Source organism: Streptomyces mayteni (genome assembly GCF_054783955.1).
On record NZ_BAAGPR010000057.1, the window covers coordinates 33,939 to 50,888 of the forward strand.

A 16,950-nucleotide genomic window follows, 5' to 3' on the forward strand; every position below is an offset into this window, starting at 1 on the left:
TATTGACCTGGGGGCCTCCCGCAGGATGACTCCGGACCTGCCCGGATACTCCTCAGGGTGGACAAGGGGAGGGAGAGGCCGGGGGTTTTCCCCCAGGGGGGTCCGGAAGGACCGGCTTATCCGCCTCGGCGCGCGGCCTTATCGTCGCTCGGGCCAGGCAGTCCGTAAGCTGTGCGACATCACAAGCACGGGGCAGCGAGGTGGACATGACGATGATGCGGCTCCGACGCGAGGACCCGCGAGTCGTCGGAGCCTTCCGGCTCCACCGGCGGCTGGGCGCCGGCGGCATGGGGGTCGTCTACCTCGGCTCCGACCGGCGCGGGCAGCGGGTGGCGCTCAAGGTCATCAGGCCGGACCTGGCGGAGGACCAGGAGTTCCGCTCCCGGTTCGCCCGCGAGGTGTCGGCGGCACGGCGGATCAGGGGCGGCTGCACGGCCCGGCTGGTGGCCGCGGACCTCGACGCCCAGCGCCCCTGGTTCGCGACCCAGTACGTGCCAGGCCCCTCGCTGCACGACAAGGTGATGTCGGACGGCCCGCTGTCCGCCGCCGAGACGGCGGCGATCGGCGCCGCGCTCGCCGAGGGTCTGGTGGCGGTGCACGAGGCCGGGGTGGTGCACCGGGACCTCAAGCCGTCGAACATCCTGCTCTCGCCCAAGGGCCCCAGGATCATCGACTTCGGCATCGCCTGGTCGACCGGCGCGAGCACGTTGACGCACGTCGGCACGGCGGTCGGCTCCCCCGGCTTCCTGGCGCCCGAGCAGGTGCGGGGGCAGGCGGTGTCGCCCGCGAGCGATGTCTTCTCGCTGGGCGCGACCCTGGCCTACGCCGCGCTCGGCGACTCGCCCTTCGGGCAGGGCAGTTCCGAGGTGATGCTGTACCGGGTGGTGCACGAGGAACCGCAACTGGTCGGGGTTCCGGCGGCGTTGGCGCCGCTGCTGCGGTCGTGCCTGGCGAAGTCGCAGCAGGACCGGCCGAGCACCGTGCAGCTGTCGCTTCGGCTCAAGGAGATCGCCGTCCGGGAGGCGCGCGGCGAGGGACAGCGGGTGCTGACCAGGGCGCCGCAGCAGCGCTCGGCACCCGAGCGGCGGCCCGCCCGCCCCGCGCCCACCAGGCCGGCCGAGCGCCGCCCTTCCGCGCGGCGGGGCGTCGACCGGCGGCTGCTGCGGCAGCGCCTGTTCGTGTTCGTGACCGTGACGCTGCTGGTCGCGCTGGGGATCGCCGCGGCGCAGGGCTGCCAGGGGCCGGTCTAGACCGTCGTTCGGTCGTCCTCGGCTGGATCGCCGGGCACTGCGGTGGTCACCGCGTAGAAGGCGACCGCGGCGGCGGCCGCCACGTTGAGCGAGTCGACGCCGTGCGACATCGGGATCCGCACCCAGGCGTCGGCGGCGGCCAGCGCCCCGGGGGTCAGCCCGGCGCCCTCGGCGCCCAGCATCAGCGCCAGCCGACCGCCGCCGCTCCCCCGCAGCTCGGCGGCGATGTCGACGGCCCTGGCGTCCGGGGTCAGGGCCAGCAGCCGGAAGCCGGCGGCGCGTACCTCGGCCAGGCCGGCCGGCCAGTGGTCGAGGCGGGCGTAGGGGAGCGAGAAGACCGCGCCCATCGAGACCTTGACGGAGCGCCGGTAGAGCGGGTCTGCGCAGTCGGGCGAGAGCAGCACGCCGTCCAGGCCGAGGGCCGCGGCGCCCCGGAACACGGCCCCCACGTTGGTGTGGTCGTTGACGGCCTCAAGGACGGCGAGCCGGCGGGCGCCGGCCAGCAGCTCCGCGGCGGCCGGCAGCGGCCGGCGGCCCATGGCGGCCAGCGCGCCGCGGTGCACGTGGAAGCCGGTCACCCGCTCGGCGAGCTCGGGGCTCACCAGGTAGACCGGCGCGCTGGTGGCGTCGATGACGTCCCTCAGGGCCTCGACCCAACGGGCCGTCAGCAGCAGCGAGCGCATCGGGTAGCCGGCGGCGAGGGCGCGGCGGACGACCTTCTCGCCCTCGGCCATGAACAGGCCCTCGGCCGGCTCCCGGCGGCGGCGCAGGGCGACGTCGGTGAGGTCGGTGTAGTCGACGAGCCTGGGGTCGGCGGGATCGGTGACGGCGATCGGTTCGCTCACGCGCCCGCCACCCGCACCACGTCGCCGACGACGATGACGGCGGGCGGCCGCACGCCCTCCTCGGCGATCCGCGCGGCCAGCGTCTCCAGCGTGGCGTCGACCCGGCGCTGGCCGGCCATGGTGCCCTCCTGGACGACGGCGACCGGGGTGTCGGCCGTTCTGCCGTGCCGGATCAGGGCTTCGGCGATGGCGCCGGCCCACTCGACGGCCATCAGGAGCACCAGGGTGCCGCGCAGCGCGGCCAGCGCCGGCCAGTCGACCAGGGACCTGGGGTCGTCAGGGGCGACGTGCCCGCTGACCACGGTGAACTCGTGGGCGACGCCCCGGTGGGTGACGGGGATGCCGGCGGCGCCTGGCACACTGATGGCGCTGGTGACGCCGGGCACCACGGTGACGGCCACGCCGGCCGCGGCGAGCGCCGCGGCCTCCTCGCCGCCGCGCCCGAAGACATAGGGGTCGCCGCCCTTGAGGCGGACCACGAACCTGCCAGCCCTGGCGTGCTCGACCAGCGCCTCGTTGATGGCCTCCTGGGCCATGGCGCGGCCGTAGGGGATCTTGGCGGCATCCACGACCTCGACGTGCGGCGGGAGTTCGTCCAGCAGCTCGCGGGGGCCGAGGCGGTCGGCGATCACCACGTCGGCCTCGGCGAGCAGCCGGCGGCCGCGCACGGTGATCAGGTCGGGGTCGCCAGGGCCGCCGCCGACCAGCGCCACGCCGGCGGATCGACCGCGGTGCCGGGGCGCGGTCAGCGTGCCGTCCCGCAGCCCCTCGACGACGGCGTCCCTGACGGCGGCCGAGCGCCGCGGGTCCCGGCCGGTGAGCACGGCCACCGTGACCCCGTCGACCCGCCCGGTGGCCGGGGTCCAGGCGGTCGCCGCCTCCGCGTCGTCGCTGCGGACGCACCAGACGCGGCGCTCCTCGGCCTCGGCCGAGGCGGCCGCGTTGACCGCCGGATCGTCGGTGGCGAGCAGCGCGTACCAGACGCCTTCCAGGTCGCCTGGCCGGTAGCCGCGGCGCCGCCAGTCGAGTTCACCGGCCTCGGCCATGGCCTGCACGGCAGGCGTGACCTCCGGGGCGACCAGCACGATGTCGGCGCCGGCGGCGAGCAGGGCGGGCAGCCGGCGCTGGACGACGGTGCCGCCGCCGAGCACCAGCACGCGGCGGCCGGTGAGGCGCAGTCCTACCGGGTAGGCGGGGTGTTCTGACATGGCGGGGTGCGGCTCCTCGGCGCTGGGACGGTGGGCGTCGATGGGCGGGCCGCCCACCACCGCTGCGGCGCTGGAGCGGTCGGCGAACATGCGGGGCCCGGGCCCCCGCCCACCCTAGGGTCTGGTGGGGGCCCGCGCGGGTTCAGCTCTTCTCGGTGACCCCGGCCGCGTCGAAGGTGGCGACCTCGCGCATCGCCCGGGCCGCGCTCTGCACCACCGGGAGCGCGAGCAGGGCGCCGGTGCCCTCGCCGAGCCGCAGGTCGAGATCGACCAGCGGCCGGAGGCCGAGCGCGGTGAGCGCGGCCATGTGTCCCGGCTCGGCGCTGCGGTGGCCCGCGATGCAGACGGAGACCGCCTCGGGGGCGATGGCCCGGGCGGCGAGCGCGGCGGCGCCGGCGCTCACCCCGTCGAGGATCACCGGCACGCGCAGCGAGGCGCCGCCGAGGATCAGGCCGGTGAGGGCGGCGTGCTCCAGGCCGCCCACCGCGGCGAGCACGCCGATCGGGTCGGCCGGGTCCGGCTGGTGGTGCTGGAGCGCGCGGCGCACCACGTCCACCTTGCGGGCGTGCGTCTCGTCGTCGATACCGGTGCCGCGGCCGGTCACCTCGGCCGGCTGGGCGCCGGTGAAGACGGCGATCAGCGCGGCCGCGACGGTGGTGTTGGCGATGCCCATCTCGCCGCTGAGCAGCGCGCGGTTGCCGGCGGCGACCAGGTCACGGGCGGTCTCGATGCCCACCTCGATGGCCCGCAGCGCCTCCTCGCGGCTCATGGCGGGGCCGGTCGTGAGGTCGGCGGTGCCGGCGCGCACCTTGCGCGGCATCAGCCCCGGCCTGGCCGGCAGCTCGCCGCGCACGCCGACGTCGACCACACAGATCTCGGCGCCGACCTGGGTGGCGAACGCGTTGCTGACGGCGCCACCGGCCAGGAAGTTGGCCACCATCTGGGCGGTGACCTCCTGCGGCCAGGGGGTGACCCCCTGGGCGTGCACCCCGTGGTCGCCGGCGAAGATCGCCACCGCGGCGGGCTCGGGCACCGGCGGCGGGCAGCTGCGGGAGAGCCCGCACAGCTGGGCCGAGATGACCTCCAACGCGCCCAGCGCGCCGGCCGGTTTGGTCATCCGCTTCTGGCGCTCCCACGCCTCGCCGAGGGCGTGCGCGTCGAGCGGACGGATCTCGGCGAGGGTCTCGCTGAGCAGGTCGTGCGGCTCGGCGCCGGGCAGCGCGCGGCGGCCGTAGCTCTCCTCGTGCACCACCCAGGAGAGCGGACGGCGTTGGGCGGGGGCGCCCTGGGCCTGATCCGGCTCGGCGGGGAGCGGGTCGACGTAGCCGACGCAGAGGTAGGCGATGATCTCGAGGTGGTCGGGCAGCCCGAGGGCCCGGGTCAGCTCGTGGTCGTCGAGGAAGCCGACGAGGCCGACGCCGAGGCCCTCGGCACGGGCGGCCAGCCACAGGTTCTCGACGGCCAGCGCGGTCGAGTACGGCGCGAGCCCGGGCCGGCCGGCCGGCACCGCCGGCCGCTGGCCGCCGCGGGTCGGGTCGGCGGTGACCACGATGTTGACCGGCGCGTCGACGACGGCCTCGGCGTTCAGCTCGGCGAACTGCCTGGCGCGCGCCCTCGGCAGGGAGGCCGTGTAGGACTCGCGCTGCTGGACGGCGATGTCGTGGACCGTCCGCCGGGTCTCCTCCGACCTGATGATGACGAAGTCCCAGGGCTGCGCCAGGCCGATGCTGGGCGCGGTGTGGGCGGCCTCCAGGACGCGGATCAGCACCTCGTGCGGGATCGGGTCGGCGCGGAACCCGGTGCGGACGTCGCGCCGTTCGCGCATCAGCCGGTGCACGGCCTCGCGCTCGGAATCCGAGTAGGGGGCGCTGTGCGGTGCCTCGGCCGGCGCCTGGCCGGCGGGCTCGGGCTGAGCCTCGGGCGTCTCGGGCGCCGCGGGTGGCGCGGCCGGCGCGGGGCCCTCGACGACGGGCGCGGTCGCCTCGACCTCGACCTCGGGTTCGGGCCCGGGCTCGGCCGGGGCCTCGGGGGCGGGTGCCGCCGCCGGCTCCGGTGCCTGGGGGTCCTCGGCCTCGGCCTCGACCTCGACCGGGGCCGCAACGGGCTGCGCGGGCGCGGGCGCCACGGGGGCCTGCTCGGCTTCCATGACGGGGGCCGCCGGCGCCGGCTCCCGCGGTGCCTCGGCCGGTGCCTGGGCGGCGGGTTCTGGCTCCTCCGCGGCGGGCTGCGGTTCCGCGACGGCCGGCTGCTCGGCCGGCACCGGGTCGGGTTGGGTGGGTGCGGGCGGCACGACGACGGCGACCGGTTGCGGGGGAACAACCGTCTCCGGGGCCGGGGCCGGGGCCGGGGCCGGGGCCGGGGCCGGGGGCTCGGGCGCGGCCTCCTGGGCGGGCGGCTGCGGCGCGGCGGCCACCGGCTCCACCCCGCGGGCCGGCTCCACGACGGCCGGCTGTTCGACCGGTGTCGGGGCGGCCTGGGCCACGGGCTCGGGGGCCGGCTGGGGCTCGGGGGCCACCGGCTCCTGCGGAGCCGCGGCGGCCACGGGAGCCGCGGCGGCCACGGGGGGTGCCTCGACGACCTCGGGGACCGGGGGCACGACATGGGCCACCGGCTGGGCGACCACCGGGGCGGCGGGAACCGGTTCCGCGTGGGGAACCGGTTCCGCGGCGACCGGCTCGGGAACCGGGACCGGCTCGGGAACCGGGACCGGCTCGGGAACCGGGGCCGCCGCGGCGACCGGAGGGGCGATCGGAGTCGGGATCGGGGCCGGCTCGGGCGCCGGCGCGGGCGACTGCCAGGCACCCGGTTGGGCCGGCACCACGCCTGGCGCGCTCACCGGGACGACGCCGTCCAGCGGCGCGGCGGGCGTCGCCCCGTCGGCCGGCACCACCGGCTGCGCCGGCGCGGCCGCCGGCGCGCGGTCGGCGAGCGGCCGCACCGCGACGGCGGGCGTGATGGCCTGCGGCGGCGCGACGACCGCGTCACCCCAGGCGCCGTTCCCACCCGGCATCAGCAGCTCCTCCTCGTCGCCTTCCATGTCCATCGCTTCGTCGGGCTGGCCTGGGAAGGGGTAGGGGGCCGCGGCCACCGGGGCCGCCGGCGGTGCCTGCTCCCCTGGTCCCCCCTCCGGGGTCTGGCCGGTGTCCGTCACGCGTCCACCTCGCCCATCGCACGCGCTCCTTCCCATCCCGGACATGACGGACGAATCATCAAGTCCGGTCGACGGCACAACGATCCACCAGACTACCCGGCATGCGGCGGGCCCCGGCCCGTGGGTGGTCGGCTGGCCCCGGAAGGTCCCGGTTTGTCACCGGGGGGTGGCCGCCCTGCGGCCGGCGAGCAGGAAGGCGACGCTCCGGCCGCTCTCCGTCCAGTGGTCGGCCTCCAGTTCGACGGACTGGAGCAGGGTGCACTCGACCTCGTAGCCGGCGCCGGTCAACACCCGGCCGGCCGCCTCGGCCTGATCCCGGGTCAGGGCGTGGGTGACGATGCGCTGCGGTCGGCGGTCGGCGCAGGCGACGAGCGTCCGGTGGCCGCCGCCCCCGACGCGGATGATGTCGGGTTCCGGCAGGTCCTCCAGGATCTGCGGCGCGACGCCCCGGACGATGTGCAGCTGCACACCGAACCGGCGGGCGGTCGCCTCGGCCAGGGCGCAGGCCTGCGCGTCGCGGTCGACGGCGATCACGGCGGAGCCGAGCCGGGCGGCGTCGATGGCGGCGAGCCCGCCGCCGGCGCCGACGTCCCAGAGCAGGTCGCCGACCCGCGGGCCGAGCGCGGCCAGTTCGAGGGCGCGCAGCCGCGGGCTGCGGCCCGGCCCGGCGTCAGGCGACTCGGGGGCCGGCTGGCCGTAGGCGGCCGGGGCGAGGGCCCAGCCCCTGGGCTGGGTGGCCGCGCCCGGGTCGAGGCCGGCGAGCCAACTCGCGCCGCTCTCCCGGGTGGTGCCACCCCCGCCTATCACGATCACCACGTTGGGGTCGGTCCAGCGGCGCTGGCTGACGGTGTCGGAGGTGAGGACGGAGACCCGCTCCCGGTCGGTGCCGAGGGACTCGCAGATCACGAAGGTGCGGTGGGTCCTGCCGAGGAGCAGGGCGATCTCGGCGGGGCCCGCGCCGGGCGCGGTGAGCACGGCGACCTTGGGGTGGGCGCGGCAGACGTTGACGGCCCGGCGCAGGGTGCGCGGGGTGGCGACGACCACCCGGGCGTCGTCCCAGGGCATGCCGGCCCTGGCGAAGGCGGCGGCCACGGCGGAGACGGCCGGGACGACCTCGACCTCGAGGCCGTGCTCGGGGCCACGGAGCGCCCGCACGACGCCGAAGAAGCCGGGGTCGCCGTCCGCCATGACGACCGCGGAGCCCCGGTGCGCGGCGATGCGGCGGGCGGCGAGGGGAAGGCTGCCGAGCGTGACGCGCTCGGCACGGGCCGGGACTTCCGGGAGAGCCAGGTGCCGGGGGGCGCCGGCCACCAGGGTGGCCGCCTGGAGGGCTGCCCGGGCGGCCGGGTCAAGCGGGGAGCCGTCCCATCCGATCACGGTCACGCGGTCGGCCATGCTCGGCGTGCTCCTGGACTGGTTCGCAGGTGAAGGACGCGCTGAGCCTACCGCGCGCCGACCGGGCCGTGACCGTGCGCGTCCTCCAGGTCCTCGGGCAGCAGTCCCCAGACGATGAGGTCGGTGCGGATGTCGGTCCAACCGCCGTCCTCGGTGCGGGATCGCACTATCAGCGCGTTGCGCAGCACCCCCTCGCTGACGCTGCCGATCTTCTGCGCGACCTGCTGGGACGCGGTGTTGCCTGCCGCGGTGCGGAGTTCGAGGCGTTCGAACTTCTGGTCGCGGAAGAGCCACTGGGCGATGGCCAGCACGGACTCGGCGGCGTAGCCCTCGCCGCGCGCCCAGGGGGCGACGACGTAGCCGACCTCGCTGGTCAGGGTCCCCCAGTTGGTGTTCTTGAGGTGGAGGGAGCCGACGAGCCGGTGGGTGAGCAGTTCGTCGACGGCCAGCACGATGCCCCGCCCCGAGGTGCGCTCCGTGGGCGCGCTGCGGGTGATCCACCGGTGGGCGTCGCCCGGGGTGTAGGGGATGGGGACGGAGGTCCAGGCGGCGGTCAGCTCGTCGTTCATCATGTCGGCGAGCGCGGGGATGTCCGCCTCCTCGAACGGGCGCAGCACCAGCCGGTCGGTGCTGATGGAGACGTCGGGGAAGGTGGATGTCATGGGCCGCTCCATGCCTGGGGTCAGAGGGGACAGCATGCAGTATCACCGGGTCGGGAGACAGCGGCGGGCCCCGGCTGGCTGCCGGGGCCCGGATGTGGGGCTTGGCGGGCCGGGCGGTGGCCCGGCCCGGTGGGTCAGGAGGCCGGGGTGCCGAAGGCCGGGACGACGGACCCGTCGTACTCGTTCTCGATGAACTGCCTGACCTCGTCGGAGTTCAGGAGTTCGGCGAGGGTCTGCACGCGGGGGTCGTCCTCGTTGCCGGCCTTGACCGCCAGGAAGTTGGCGTAGGGGTTGCCGTCCGCCGCCTCCAGGACGAGGGCGTCCTCGGCGGGGGCGAGGTCGGCCTCCAGCGCGTAGTTGCCGTTGATGACGGCGGCGTCGACGTCCTGCAGGGCGCGCGGCAGGGTGGCGGCCTCGAGCTCCTGGAAGCTGATGCCGTGGTCGTCGGCGATGTCGTCGAGGGTGGCCTCGGCGCCGACGCCCTCGTTGAGCTCGATCAGGCCGTTCTCGGCGAGCAGGTGGAGGGCGCGCCCCTCGTTGGTGGCGTCGTTGGGGATGGCCACGGTGGCGCCCGAGCCGAGCTCGTCGGGGTTGGTGACCGAGTCGGAGTAGAGGCCGAGCGGCTCCAGGTGGACGTTGACCACCGGGACGATGTCGGTGCCCTGGTCGGCGTTGAACTGGTCGAGGTAGGGCTTGTGCTGGAAGAAGTTGGCGTCCACCTCGCCGCTCTCCACGGCGGTGTTGGGCAGCACGTAGTCGCTGAACTCCTGGACCTCGAGGTCGAGGCCGGCGTCCTCGGCGAGGTTGTCGCGGACGAACTCCAGGATCTGGGCGTGCGGGACGGGGGTGGCGGCCACGGTGAGCGGGGCGCTGGCGTCGGCCTGTCCCGCGTCGTCGCCGGTGTCCGGGTCGGAGTCGGTGCCGCAGGCGGCGAGGCCGAGCGCGAGGGCGGTGGTGGCGGCGAGGACGATGCCGGTTCTGACGGGGCTTCCGATGGGGGTACGCACGAAAAGTGCCTTTCTTCTTGTGTGACGAGTGTTACCGGTGGTGCGGGTGGTGCGGTGCGCACGGCCGCCGGGCGGGCGGTCGTGCTCAGGTGGAGGCTCGTTCGCGGCGGGAGAGCAGCCGCACGGCGCCGTCGCCGAGCAGCTGGACCGCCGTCACGACGACGACGAGCACGAGGACCGTGACGAGCGTGAAGCCGGTCTCGAAGCGCTGGTAGCCGTAGACCAGGGCGAGCGAGCCGAGCCCGCCGCCGCCGACGGCGCCGGCCATCGCCGAGTAGCCGATGACGGCGATCACGGTGGTGGTCAGGCCGGCGACCAGGGAGGCCAGGGACTGCGGGAGCAGCACCTTGAGGACGACGGTCCAGGTGCCGCCGCCCATGGCGTGGGCGGCCTCGACCAGGCCGTGGTCGACCTCGCGCACGGCGGTCTCGACCAGCCGGGCGAAGAACGGGATGGCGCCGATGGCGAGCGGCACGATGGCGGCCGTGGGGCCGATGGCGGTGCCGATGATGGAGCGGGTGACCGGGATCAGGGCGACCATCAGGATGATGAAAGGCAGCGAGCGGCCGACGTTCACGACGACGCCGATGGCCTTGTTGAGCACGGCGTTCCGCAGCGGCCCGCCGCGGTCGGTGAGGACGAGCAGCACGCCGAGCGGCAGGCCGCCGAGGACGGCGATCAGCGTGGACCAACCGGTCATGTAGAGGGTGTCGATCGTGCCCTGTTCGAGCAGGGGCCGCATCTGGTCCCAGGTCATCAGGCACCCTCTCCGGTGAGTTCGACGGCGGGCGCGCCGGCCGCCGGCCCGGTGGCGGGCGCGGTGGCCCCTGGGAGCTCGACGGTGAGGCCCTGCTCGCGCAGGAAGGCGAGGGGGGCGGCGTTGGCGGCGACGGGTCCCGGCAGCTCGATCCGCATCCGGCCGACCTGGCGGCCGCCGACGGTGTCCATGGCGGCGCCGAGGATGGAGACGTCGAGGCCGTGGCCGCGGGAGAGCTGGGAGATGACGGGGCGGCCCGCGGTCTCGCCGTGGAAGGTGATGTCGACGACGGTGCGGTCGTCGTCGGTGGCGGCGCCGCCGACCGGGAACAGCTCGTGGGCCAGGCGGGAGCCCGGGGTGGCGAGCAGTTCCGAGACCACCCCCGACTCGACGATCCGGCCGGCCTCCATCAGGGCGGCGGAGTCGCAGACGGCCTTGACCACGTCCATCTCGTGGGTGATCAGCAGCACGGTGAGGCCGAGCTGCTGGTTGAGGTCGCGGAGCAGCCTGAGCACGGAGCGGGTGGTCTCGGGGTCGAGGGCCGAGGTGGCCTCGTCGGAGAGCAGCACCTTGGGGTCGCCGGCCAGCGCCCTGGCGATGCCGACGCGCTGCTTCTGGCCGCCGGAGAGCTGGGCCGGGTAGGCGCGGGCCTTGTCGGCGAGGCCGACGAGGTCGAGGAGTTCCAGGGCCTTGGCGGCGCGTTCGCGACGGGTGAGGCGGAGGATCTCCAGGGGCAGCTCGACGTTGCCCTGCACGGTGCGCGAGGACAGCAGGTTGAAGTGCTGGAAGATCATGCCGATCCGGGTGCGCGCCTCGCGCAGCGGCCGGCCGGCGCGGTGCGCCCGGCGGCCGGCGAGGGCGGTGAGGTCCTGCCCGTCCACGGTGACGGTGCCCGAGGTGGGCCGCTCCAGCAGGTTGAGGCAGCGGATGAGGGTGGATTTGCCCGCGCCGCTGCGGCCGATGACGCCGTAGACCTCGCCGGGTCGTACGTGCAGGTCGACGCCGTCGAGGGCGGTGACCTCGCGGCCGCGTGAGCGGTAGACCTTGGTCAGGTCCGAAGTCGTGATCAATGCGATTCCGTCACTGTCGGGCGCCGGGACACGCGGCGGGGCGCGGTCGGGCGCGGGCATGGCCTGGCGCAGGCAGGCCGACTGGGAGCGTCGGGCGGAGGCGGCGTCAGGCGGGGTGAGCGCGGTCGCTTCGGGGCGCGGGGCGGCTCAGGTGGGGGCCCTCAGCGGCGACACATTCGACAGCGCGTGTGACAACGCGCGTGACGCGGACAACGAGCACCGGGCATCGACACTGCCTCGGTCGTCGGGGGACGGTTGCTCGTCGCGGTCATGTGCTCCAGTAAATCAGACGTTCCGTCCGGGTTACGGGGAGTGTCCTGGCGCTGTGGCCAACGCCACGTCGGCGACCGGTCCCGGAGCGTGCCGGGCCCCGCCGACCGGGGGTTTCGCGGTGCCCCGTAGAGTCGGCGCATGCTTACCCCGCTGACGGTCGTGGTCGCCGTGGCCGCGCTGCTGCAGGCCGCGTGGTGCGGGTACGCGGCGTTCCGCGACCAGCCGGTGAAGGACTGGCACTACGCGGGAATGGCCGCGGTGCTGCTGCTCACGCTGGTCCAGCTGGTGGTGGGTCTGGTGGCGCTCGGCGGCGGGGAGCGGCCGGCCGGGGACGGCACGGCGGTGTTCGTCTCGTACCTGGTGATGGTGGTGCTCTGCCTGCCGGTGGTGGCGATCGTCTCGCTCGGGGAGCGCAGCAGATGGGGCTCGGCGACGGTGTCGGCCGGGGCGCTGGTGCTCGCGGTGCTCGAGCTGCGGCTGGCGGACGTGTGGGCGGGAGGCGTCGGTGGTTGAGCGTGGTCTCGGCGTGGTGGGGCGGCCGGATCTGACGCGTGGTCCCGGGCGGCTGCTGGTGACGCTCTACGGGGTGTTCACGGTGGCGGCGGCCTCGCGCTCGGTGTACCAGCTGTCCACGCGCTTCGACGAGGCGCCGCTGGCCTATCTGCTGTCGGCGCTGGCGGCGCTGGTGTACGCGTTCATCACGGTGTCGCTGGTGCGCGGCGGGGAGACGGCCCGGCGGGTGGCGCTGGTGTGCTGCGCGGCGGAGCTGACCGGCGTGCTGGTGGTGGGCACCTGGACGCTGGTCGACTCGGCGGCGTTCCCGGATGCCACGGTGTGGTCGGACTACGGCCTCGGCTATCTGCTGCTGCCGCTGATCCTGCCGGTGACCGGGCTGCTGTGGCTGCGGAAGGCGAACCCGGCCGCCGCCGTCGAGGGTTAGCCGCCCGCGGGCCGTCGAGGGTTAGCCGACCGCGGGCGGTTCCGCCGGTTTCCGCGGTGGGAGGGCGGCCCAGGTCTCGCCGCCGCCCTCCACTCGTCGCGTGGTCCCCGACTCCGTCAGGCCGTGGCGGCCAGGGAGGTCGGGGCCTCCTTCTCCAGCGTGATCAGGCTGAGGTGTCGCGAGACCTCCTCGGTCGCCACCGGGGCGTAGCCGAGCCTGCGGTAGAGGCGCAGGTTGCCGGGCAGGCGCTGGCCGGCGAAGAGCCGGTACCTGGCGGCGTCGCGCTCGGCGGCCAGCCGCTCCTCGACGGCGGCCAGCAGCCGGCCGCCCAGGCCGTGGCGCTGCATCCTGGGGTGCACGATGAGGCGGCCGATGTGCGCGGTCCCGTCCGGGTCGACGGTGCCGCGCACCGAGCCCACGACCTCCTGGCCGAGCCGGGCCACCAGCACGCAGGTGTCCCGTACCTCGGCGCGCACCTCGGTCAGCGTCTCGGTGAGCGGGGCGATGGTGTAGTCCCCGGAGAGCTCGGCTTCGCCCTGGAAGCAGAGGTACTGCAGTTTGAGGATCTGCTCGGCGTCCTGGTCTTTCGCCGCGTCGATCAACACGCTCATGCCCATGTGTGCGTACGCCTCCCAAGCGAGGTGTCGGCCGGCCCGGCGGGGGGTGAGGGTTTCGCGAACGGGCCGGCGATAGCCCTGACGGCGCAGGTCAAATGGACCTGCGCCGTCAGCATTGTGCTAGGGAAACAACGATGGAGGGAATGTGCTGGAGCCAACTACCTTGTGAGATTCCCGACTCGGGCCTCATGATTGCCCGCCATCGGAGTGGGACGGGGTCAGCGGCGGTGGTCGGCGGCGGCCAGCAGGGCCGTGTCGGGGTGGTCCGCGAAGACGCCGTCGATGCCGGTGCGGAAGTAGGTGCGGAGCGCGCCGAAGACGTCGCCGTAGGCGTTGGGGTCGTCGCCGCGGCGGTACTCGGCGGGCAGGAAGCGGTTCTCGTTCCGCAGCGTGTAGGGGTGGACCACGAGTTCGGCCGTGTGGGCCTGGGAGACCAGGCGGGTCGGCTCGGCCAGGCTGCCGTCGGAGCGGCGCGGGATGACCAGGTCGAGGGTGGGGCCGATGCCCTGGGCGTAGCGGGAGATCTCGCGCAGCCCGGACGGGGTGACGAGGTCGGCGACGGTCCGCGGGTCGCCCTTCTGCTGGAGGTCCCAGGGGCGGGAGTCGGCGCTGGAGAGCAGCACCACCCGGGGCGTGTCGACGAGTTCGGCCATCCGCTGCATGCTGGTCGGCTCGAACGACTGCAGCAGCAGTCGGGCGCTGGCCCGGTCACGGCCGTACCGGCGCAGCAGCCTGGCCAGCGGCTGTTCGAGGCCGAGGCCGATGGAGCGGAAGTAGGTGGGGTGCTTGGTCTCGGTGTACAGCCACACCGGCCGGTCGCGCTTCCTGCCCTGCTCGTCGGCCCAGCGCAGCACCTCCTCGAAGGTGGGGACGGTCCACCGGCCGTCGTAGAGCGTGTTGTCGCGGCGCTGGTCGGGGATGCGCTCGGTGGCCCGGAGCGTCTTGAGCTCGGCGAGCGTGAAGTCCTCGGTGAACCAGCCGGTGAGCGACTGGCCGTCCACGGTCTTGGTGGTGCGCCGGTCGGCGAACTCGGGGTGGTCGGCGACGTCGGTGGTGCCGGAGATGTCGTTCTCGTGACGGCAGACCAGGTGGCCGTCCTTGGTGGGCACCAGGTCCTGCTCGACGATGTCGGCGCCCAGGTCCAGGCCGAGTTGGTAGGAGCCCAGGGTGTGCTCGGGGCGGTAGCCGGAGGCGCCGCGGTGCGCGACGACGGTGGGGGTGGGGAGTTCGCCGAGGCCGCCGCGCCCGAGGGCGGCGGCACTCGTGGGGCGCGCGCCCTGGGCGTGCGCCGGGGTGGCGGTGGTGAGCGCCGCGGCGCCGCCGGCGCCGGCCGCCATGGCCGCGCCGAGCAGGGCGCGCCGCCCGAGGCCGTTCGAGTTCGTCGCTTCTGTCGAGTACGTCACGCCTGTCGGCGCCGCGTCTGCCGCCTGCCGAGCTGCCATGGGGCCTCCCTCTGAGTCGCGGCTGATGCTAGGGACGCGGCGTTGTCCGGCCGGGGACCTCCGAGGAAACAGATGACGAAGGCACATCAAAGCTGAGTATCCGTCGTGTGAACCCGGTGCGCGAACCGAGGCGAAGCGCGAGTATCGTCCCGTACGCATGCGGCGGAGCGCATGACCATGAACAAACCGGAGGGGAAGTTGTCCCGATTCGTCCTGATGAAGGCGCTGTTCGGCCCGTTGCTGAGGCTCTTCTTCCGGCCCCGGGTCGAGGGATTGGAGAACGTACCCGCCGAGGGGCCGGTGATCTTGGCCGGCAATCATCTCACGTTCATCGACTCGGTCATCCTCAACCTGGTCAGCAGGCGACAGGTCTTCTTCATCGGCAAGGCGACCTATGTCACGGGCCGGTCCCTCAAGGGGCGGGTGATGGCCTGGTTCTTCACGGCCGTCGGGATGATCCCGGTGGACCGGGACGGCGGGCACGGCGGGGTGGCCGCCCTGATGACCGGCCGCCGGGTGCTCGACGAGGGCAAGGTCTTCGGGATCTACCCGGAGGGCACCCGCTCCCCCGACGGCCGGCTCTACCGGGGCCGCACCGGGATCGCGCGGCTGACCCTGATGACGGACGTGCCGGTGGTGCCGTTCGCCATGATCGGCACGGACCAGGTGCAGCCGGGCGGCAAGGGGCTGCCGCGCGTCGGCCGGGGGCGGCGGATCGCCGTGCGCTTCGGCCAGCCGTTGGACTTCTCCCGCTACGAGGGCATGGACCGCGACCGGTACGTGCTGCGGGCGGTCACCGACGAGGTGATGACCGAGGTCATGCGGCTCTCGGGGCAGGAGTACGTCGACATGTACGCCACCAAGGTGAAGGCGGCCTGAGCCGACCTTCGGCCGGCCGCGCCGCCGCTCGTCACTGCCAGGGCAGCGACGAGCGGTGCCGCCAGTACGCGGCGGGCGGCTCGACGAGCTCGGCCAGGGCGTCCGCCGCCGCCTCGTCGAGTGTGATCCCCGTGGCCGCCAGGTTCCCGGTGAGCTGGTCGACGGTGGCCGCGCCGGACAGCACGACGCCGGCCCAGGGCTGGCGCAGCACGGCGGCCAGCGCCACCGCGTCGGGGCCGGTGCCGACGGCCTCCGCGATCCGCCGCACCGCGGGCGGGGCCGCCTCGCCGGCCAGCCGGCCGTTGGCCATGGCCTCCTTGACGATCACGGTGCGGCCGGCGGCGTGCGCCTCCGCGAGGGCGGGCCCGGCCGAGGTCTCGAGAACGTTGAAGGTGGACTGCACGGTGCCGAACAGCGGCCGGCCGTCCACCTCGACCTCCAGCGCGGCGCGGATCGCCTCGGCCTGCCCCGGGCCGCTGGTGGACAGGCCCACGGTCACGCCGGCCGCGGCGAGCCCGGCCAGCCGGTCGAGCACCGCCGGGTCGGTGAGGGCGGGGCTCTCCGGGGTCACGGAGTGGATCTGGTAGAGGTCCAGGTGCTCGCCGAGCAGGGCCCGGGTCTCCGCGTACTGGCGGTCGAAGGTCGCGGCGCCGTGGTCCTTCACCTCGTGCACCTCGGCATCGGTGCGCCAGCCGGCGGTGTACGTGTAGCCCCACTTGCTGCCGACCACCACGTCGGGCGCGGCGTCGGGGCGGGCCGCCAGCCAGCCGGCCAGGAACTCCTCGGCCCGGCCGTAGGAGCGGGCCGCGTCGAGATAGCGCACGCCGTGCGCGTGGGCCGCGTCCAGCAGCCGGTGGCTGCGCTCCCGCAGCGCCTCCGGGGCCCGGTCGGCGGGGAGGTCGCGGTCCCGGCCGAGATTGATGTAGCCCGGGCGGCCCACGGCGGCCAGGCCGAGGCCGATCCGGGCGGTGTCGGTGGCCTCGGGGTCGAAGCGGGTGAACGCCATGGCACCTCTCGGTCGGGGCACGGGAGCCGGCACCGGGGCGCCGGCTCGGGCTCGGGGTGGTGTGCGGGTCGGGCGCGGCCGCCGGGGCGCGCGGGGGTCTCACGATAGCGGTGGGCTCAGGGCGCGACCTCGGCGGCGTCGTCGTCCAGGGCGGGCTCCTCGGTGCCGGCGTCCACGGTGACTGCCCCCGCTGTGACGGCGCCCACCGTGACTGCCCCGGGTGTGCCGGCCGCCCAGGCCGCGGCGGACAGGGCGTGGGCGACGGACTCCGTGTACGACGCGGCGGCCAGCCAGGCGCGGGCGAACCGGTCGGCGTCGGCGGGCAGCAGCCGACCGAACACGTCACGGCCGCGGTCGGCGGCGGCCAGGCGCAGCTCGGCGAGCAGCTCGGCGCCGGTGGCCAGCACGGCGCGGCGCAGCCGTGGCAGGTCGTCGGCGACCGTGCCCG

General features: G+C 75.0%; 15 protein-coding genes and 1 pseudogene. 4 read left to right on the forward strand and 12 right to left on the reverse strand.

Annotated elements, in window-relative coordinates; genetic code table 11:
- Positions 1–206 precede the first annotated feature (206 nt).
- Positions 207–1,250, forward strand: a complete 1,044-nt coding sequence (locus ACYVPE_RS23560; protein WP_461035678.1) for a serine/threonine-protein kinase — start codon at positions 207–209, stop codon at positions 1,248–1,250.
- On the opposite strand, the gene ACYVPE_RS23565 is transcribed toward ACYVPE_RS23560, so the two are convergent.
- From ACYVPE_RS23565 to ACYVPE_RS23600, 8 genes are all read right to left on the reverse strand, one after another.
- Positions 1,247–2,095, reverse strand: a complete 849-nt coding sequence (locus ACYVPE_RS23565) for a TrmH family RNA methyltransferase (protein WP_461035679.1) — start codon at positions 2,093–2,095, stop codon at positions 1,247–1,249. The two genes, ACYVPE_RS23560 and ACYVPE_RS23565, sit on opposite strands and share 4 nt — an antisense overlap.
- Positions 2,092–3,303, reverse strand: a complete 1,212-nt coding sequence (cobA, locus tag ACYVPE_RS23570; protein WP_461035680.1) for a uroporphyrinogen-III C-methyltransferase — start codon at positions 3,301–3,303, stop codon at positions 2,092–2,094. The genes ACYVPE_RS23565 and cobA overlap by 4 nt, the downstream gene beginning before the upstream one ends.
- A gap of 142 nt (positions 3,304–3,445) precedes the next feature.
- Positions 3,446–6,346, reverse strand: a complete 2,901-nt coding sequence (gene cobT, locus ACYVPE_RS23575) for a nicotinate-nucleotide--dimethylbenzimidazole phosphoribosyltransferase (RefSeq protein WP_461035693.1) — start codon at positions 6,344–6,346, stop codon at positions 3,446–3,448.
- A gap of 264 nt (positions 6,347–6,610) precedes the next feature.
- Entirely contained in the window at positions 6,611–7,849 is a 1,239-nt protein-coding gene (gene cbiE, locus ACYVPE_RS23580) for a precorrin-6y C5,15-methyltransferase (decarboxylating) subunit CbiE (RefSeq protein WP_461035681.1), read from the reverse strand.
- A 47-nt stretch (positions 7,850–7,896) separates the two neighbouring features.
- Entirely contained in the window at positions 7,897–8,511 is a 615-nt protein-coding gene (locus ACYVPE_RS23585; RefSeq protein ID WP_461035682.1) for a GNAT family N-acetyltransferase, read from the reverse strand.
- A 134-nt stretch (positions 8,512–8,645) separates the two neighbouring features.
- Positions 8,646–9,518 carry a MetQ/NlpA family ABC transporter substrate-binding protein gene (locus ACYVPE_RS23590; protein ID WP_461035683.1) on the reverse strand — a complete coding sequence of 291 codons (873 nt, stop codon included), beginning with the start codon at positions 9,516–9,518 and terminating at the stop codon, positions 8,646–8,648.
- 85 nt (positions 9,519–9,603) lie between these two features.
- A complete protein-coding gene (locus tag ACYVPE_RS23595) occupies positions 9,604–10,275 on the reverse strand; it encodes a methionine ABC transporter permease (RefSeq protein WP_461035684.1) in 672 nt (223 codons plus the stop codon).
- The gene (locus ACYVPE_RS23600) at positions 10,275–11,345 is read right to left on the reverse strand and encodes a methionine ABC transporter ATP-binding protein (protein WP_461035685.1); all 1,071 of its coding nucleotides are present in this window, start codon (positions 11,343–11,345) and stop codon (positions 10,275–10,277) included. The genes ACYVPE_RS23595 and ACYVPE_RS23600 overlap by 1 nt, the downstream gene beginning before the upstream one ends.
- Before the next feature lie 411 nt (positions 11,346–11,756).
- On the opposite strand from ACYVPE_RS23600, the gene ACYVPE_RS23605 reads away from it, so the two are divergent.
- Together ACYVPE_RS23605 and ACYVPE_RS23610 are read left to right on the forward strand one after the other, a co-directional pair.
- On the forward strand, positions 11,757–12,131 hold the full coding sequence (locus ACYVPE_RS23605; protein ID WP_461035686.1) for a hypothetical protein: 375 nt from the start codon (positions 11,757–11,759) through the stop codon (positions 12,129–12,131).
- Positions 12,124–12,558 carry a hypothetical protein gene (locus ACYVPE_RS23610; RefSeq protein ID WP_461035687.1) on the forward strand — a complete coding sequence of 145 codons (435 nt, stop codon included), beginning with the start codon at positions 12,124–12,126 and terminating at the stop codon, positions 12,556–12,558. Before ACYVPE_RS23605 ends, ACYVPE_RS23610 begins: the two co-directional genes overlap by 8 nt.
- Before the next feature lie 116 nt (positions 12,559–12,674).
- On the opposite strand, the gene ACYVPE_RS23615 is transcribed toward ACYVPE_RS23610, so the two are convergent.
- Positions 12,675–13,175 (reverse strand): GNAT family N-acetyltransferase, encoded by a 501-nt coding sequence (locus ACYVPE_RS23615; RefSeq protein ID WP_461035688.1) that lies wholly within the window; start codon positions 13,173–13,175, stop codon positions 12,675–12,677.
- 218 nt (positions 13,176–13,393) lie between these two features.
- Complete coding sequence (locus ACYVPE_RS23620) at positions 13,394–14,512, reverse strand: glycerophosphodiester phosphodiesterase (protein ID WP_461035694.1); 1,119 nt, start codon at positions 14,510–14,512, stop codon at positions 13,394–13,396.
- 303 nt (positions 14,513–14,815) lie between these two features.
- On the opposite strand from ACYVPE_RS23620, the gene ACYVPE_RS23625 reads away from it, so the two are divergent.
- Complete coding sequence (locus ACYVPE_RS23625) at positions 14,816–15,496, forward strand: lysophospholipid acyltransferase family protein (protein WP_461035695.1); 681 nt, start codon at positions 14,816–14,818, stop codon at positions 15,494–15,496.
- Between the two features lie 31 nt (positions 15,497–15,527).
- On the opposite strand, the gene ACYVPE_RS23630 is transcribed toward ACYVPE_RS23625, so the two are convergent.
- The gene (locus ACYVPE_RS23630) at positions 15,528–16,502 is read right to left on the reverse strand and encodes an aldo/keto reductase (RefSeq protein WP_461035689.1); all 975 of its coding nucleotides are present in this window, start codon (positions 16,500–16,502) and stop codon (positions 15,528–15,530) included.
- A 116-nt stretch (positions 16,503–16,618) separates the two neighbouring features.
- Positions 16,619–16,950: pseudogene (locus ACYVPE_RS23635) on the reverse strand (hypothetical protein); the annotation flags it as partial.

Bases quoted from the DNA above. Each gene is read 5' to 3' on its own strand.
- ACYVPE_RS23560 (WP_461035678.1), top strand. From the start codon at position 207: ATGACGATGATGCGGCTCCGACGCGAGGACCCGCGAGTCGTCGGAGCC.
- cobA (WP_461035680.1), bottom strand. From the start codon at position 3,303: ATGTCAGAACACCCCGCCTACCCGGTAGGACTGCGCCTCACCGGCCGC.
- cobT (WP_461035693.1), bottom strand. From the start codon at position 6,346: ATGGACATGGAAGGCGACGAGGAGGAGCTGCTGATGCCGGGTGGGAAC.
- cbiE (WP_461035681.1), bottom strand. From the start codon at position 7,849: ATGGCCGACCGCGTGACCGTGATCGGATGGGACGGCTCCCCGCTTGAC.
- ACYVPE_RS23585 (WP_461035682.1), bottom strand. From the start codon at position 8,511: ATGACATCCACCTTCCCCGACGTCTCCATCAGCACCGACCGGCTGGTG.
- ACYVPE_RS23595 (WP_461035684.1), bottom strand. From the start codon at position 10,275: ATGACCTGGGACCAGATGCGGCCCCTGCTCGAACAGGGCACGATCGAC.
- ACYVPE_RS23605 (WP_461035686.1), top strand. From the start codon at position 11,757: ATGCTTACCCCGCTGACGGTCGTGGTCGCCGTGGCCGCGCTGCTGCAG.
- ACYVPE_RS23615 (WP_461035688.1), bottom strand. From the start codon at position 13,175: ATGGGCATGAGCGTGTTGATCGACGCGGCGAAAGACCAGGACGCCGAG.
- ACYVPE_RS23620 (WP_461035694.1), bottom strand. From the start codon at position 14,512: ATGGCGGCCGGCGCCGGCGGCGCCGCGGCGCTCACCACCGCCACCCCG.
- ACYVPE_RS23630 (WP_461035689.1), bottom strand. From the start codon at position 16,502: ATGGCGTTCACCCGCTTCGACCCCGAGGCCACCGACACCGCCCGGATC.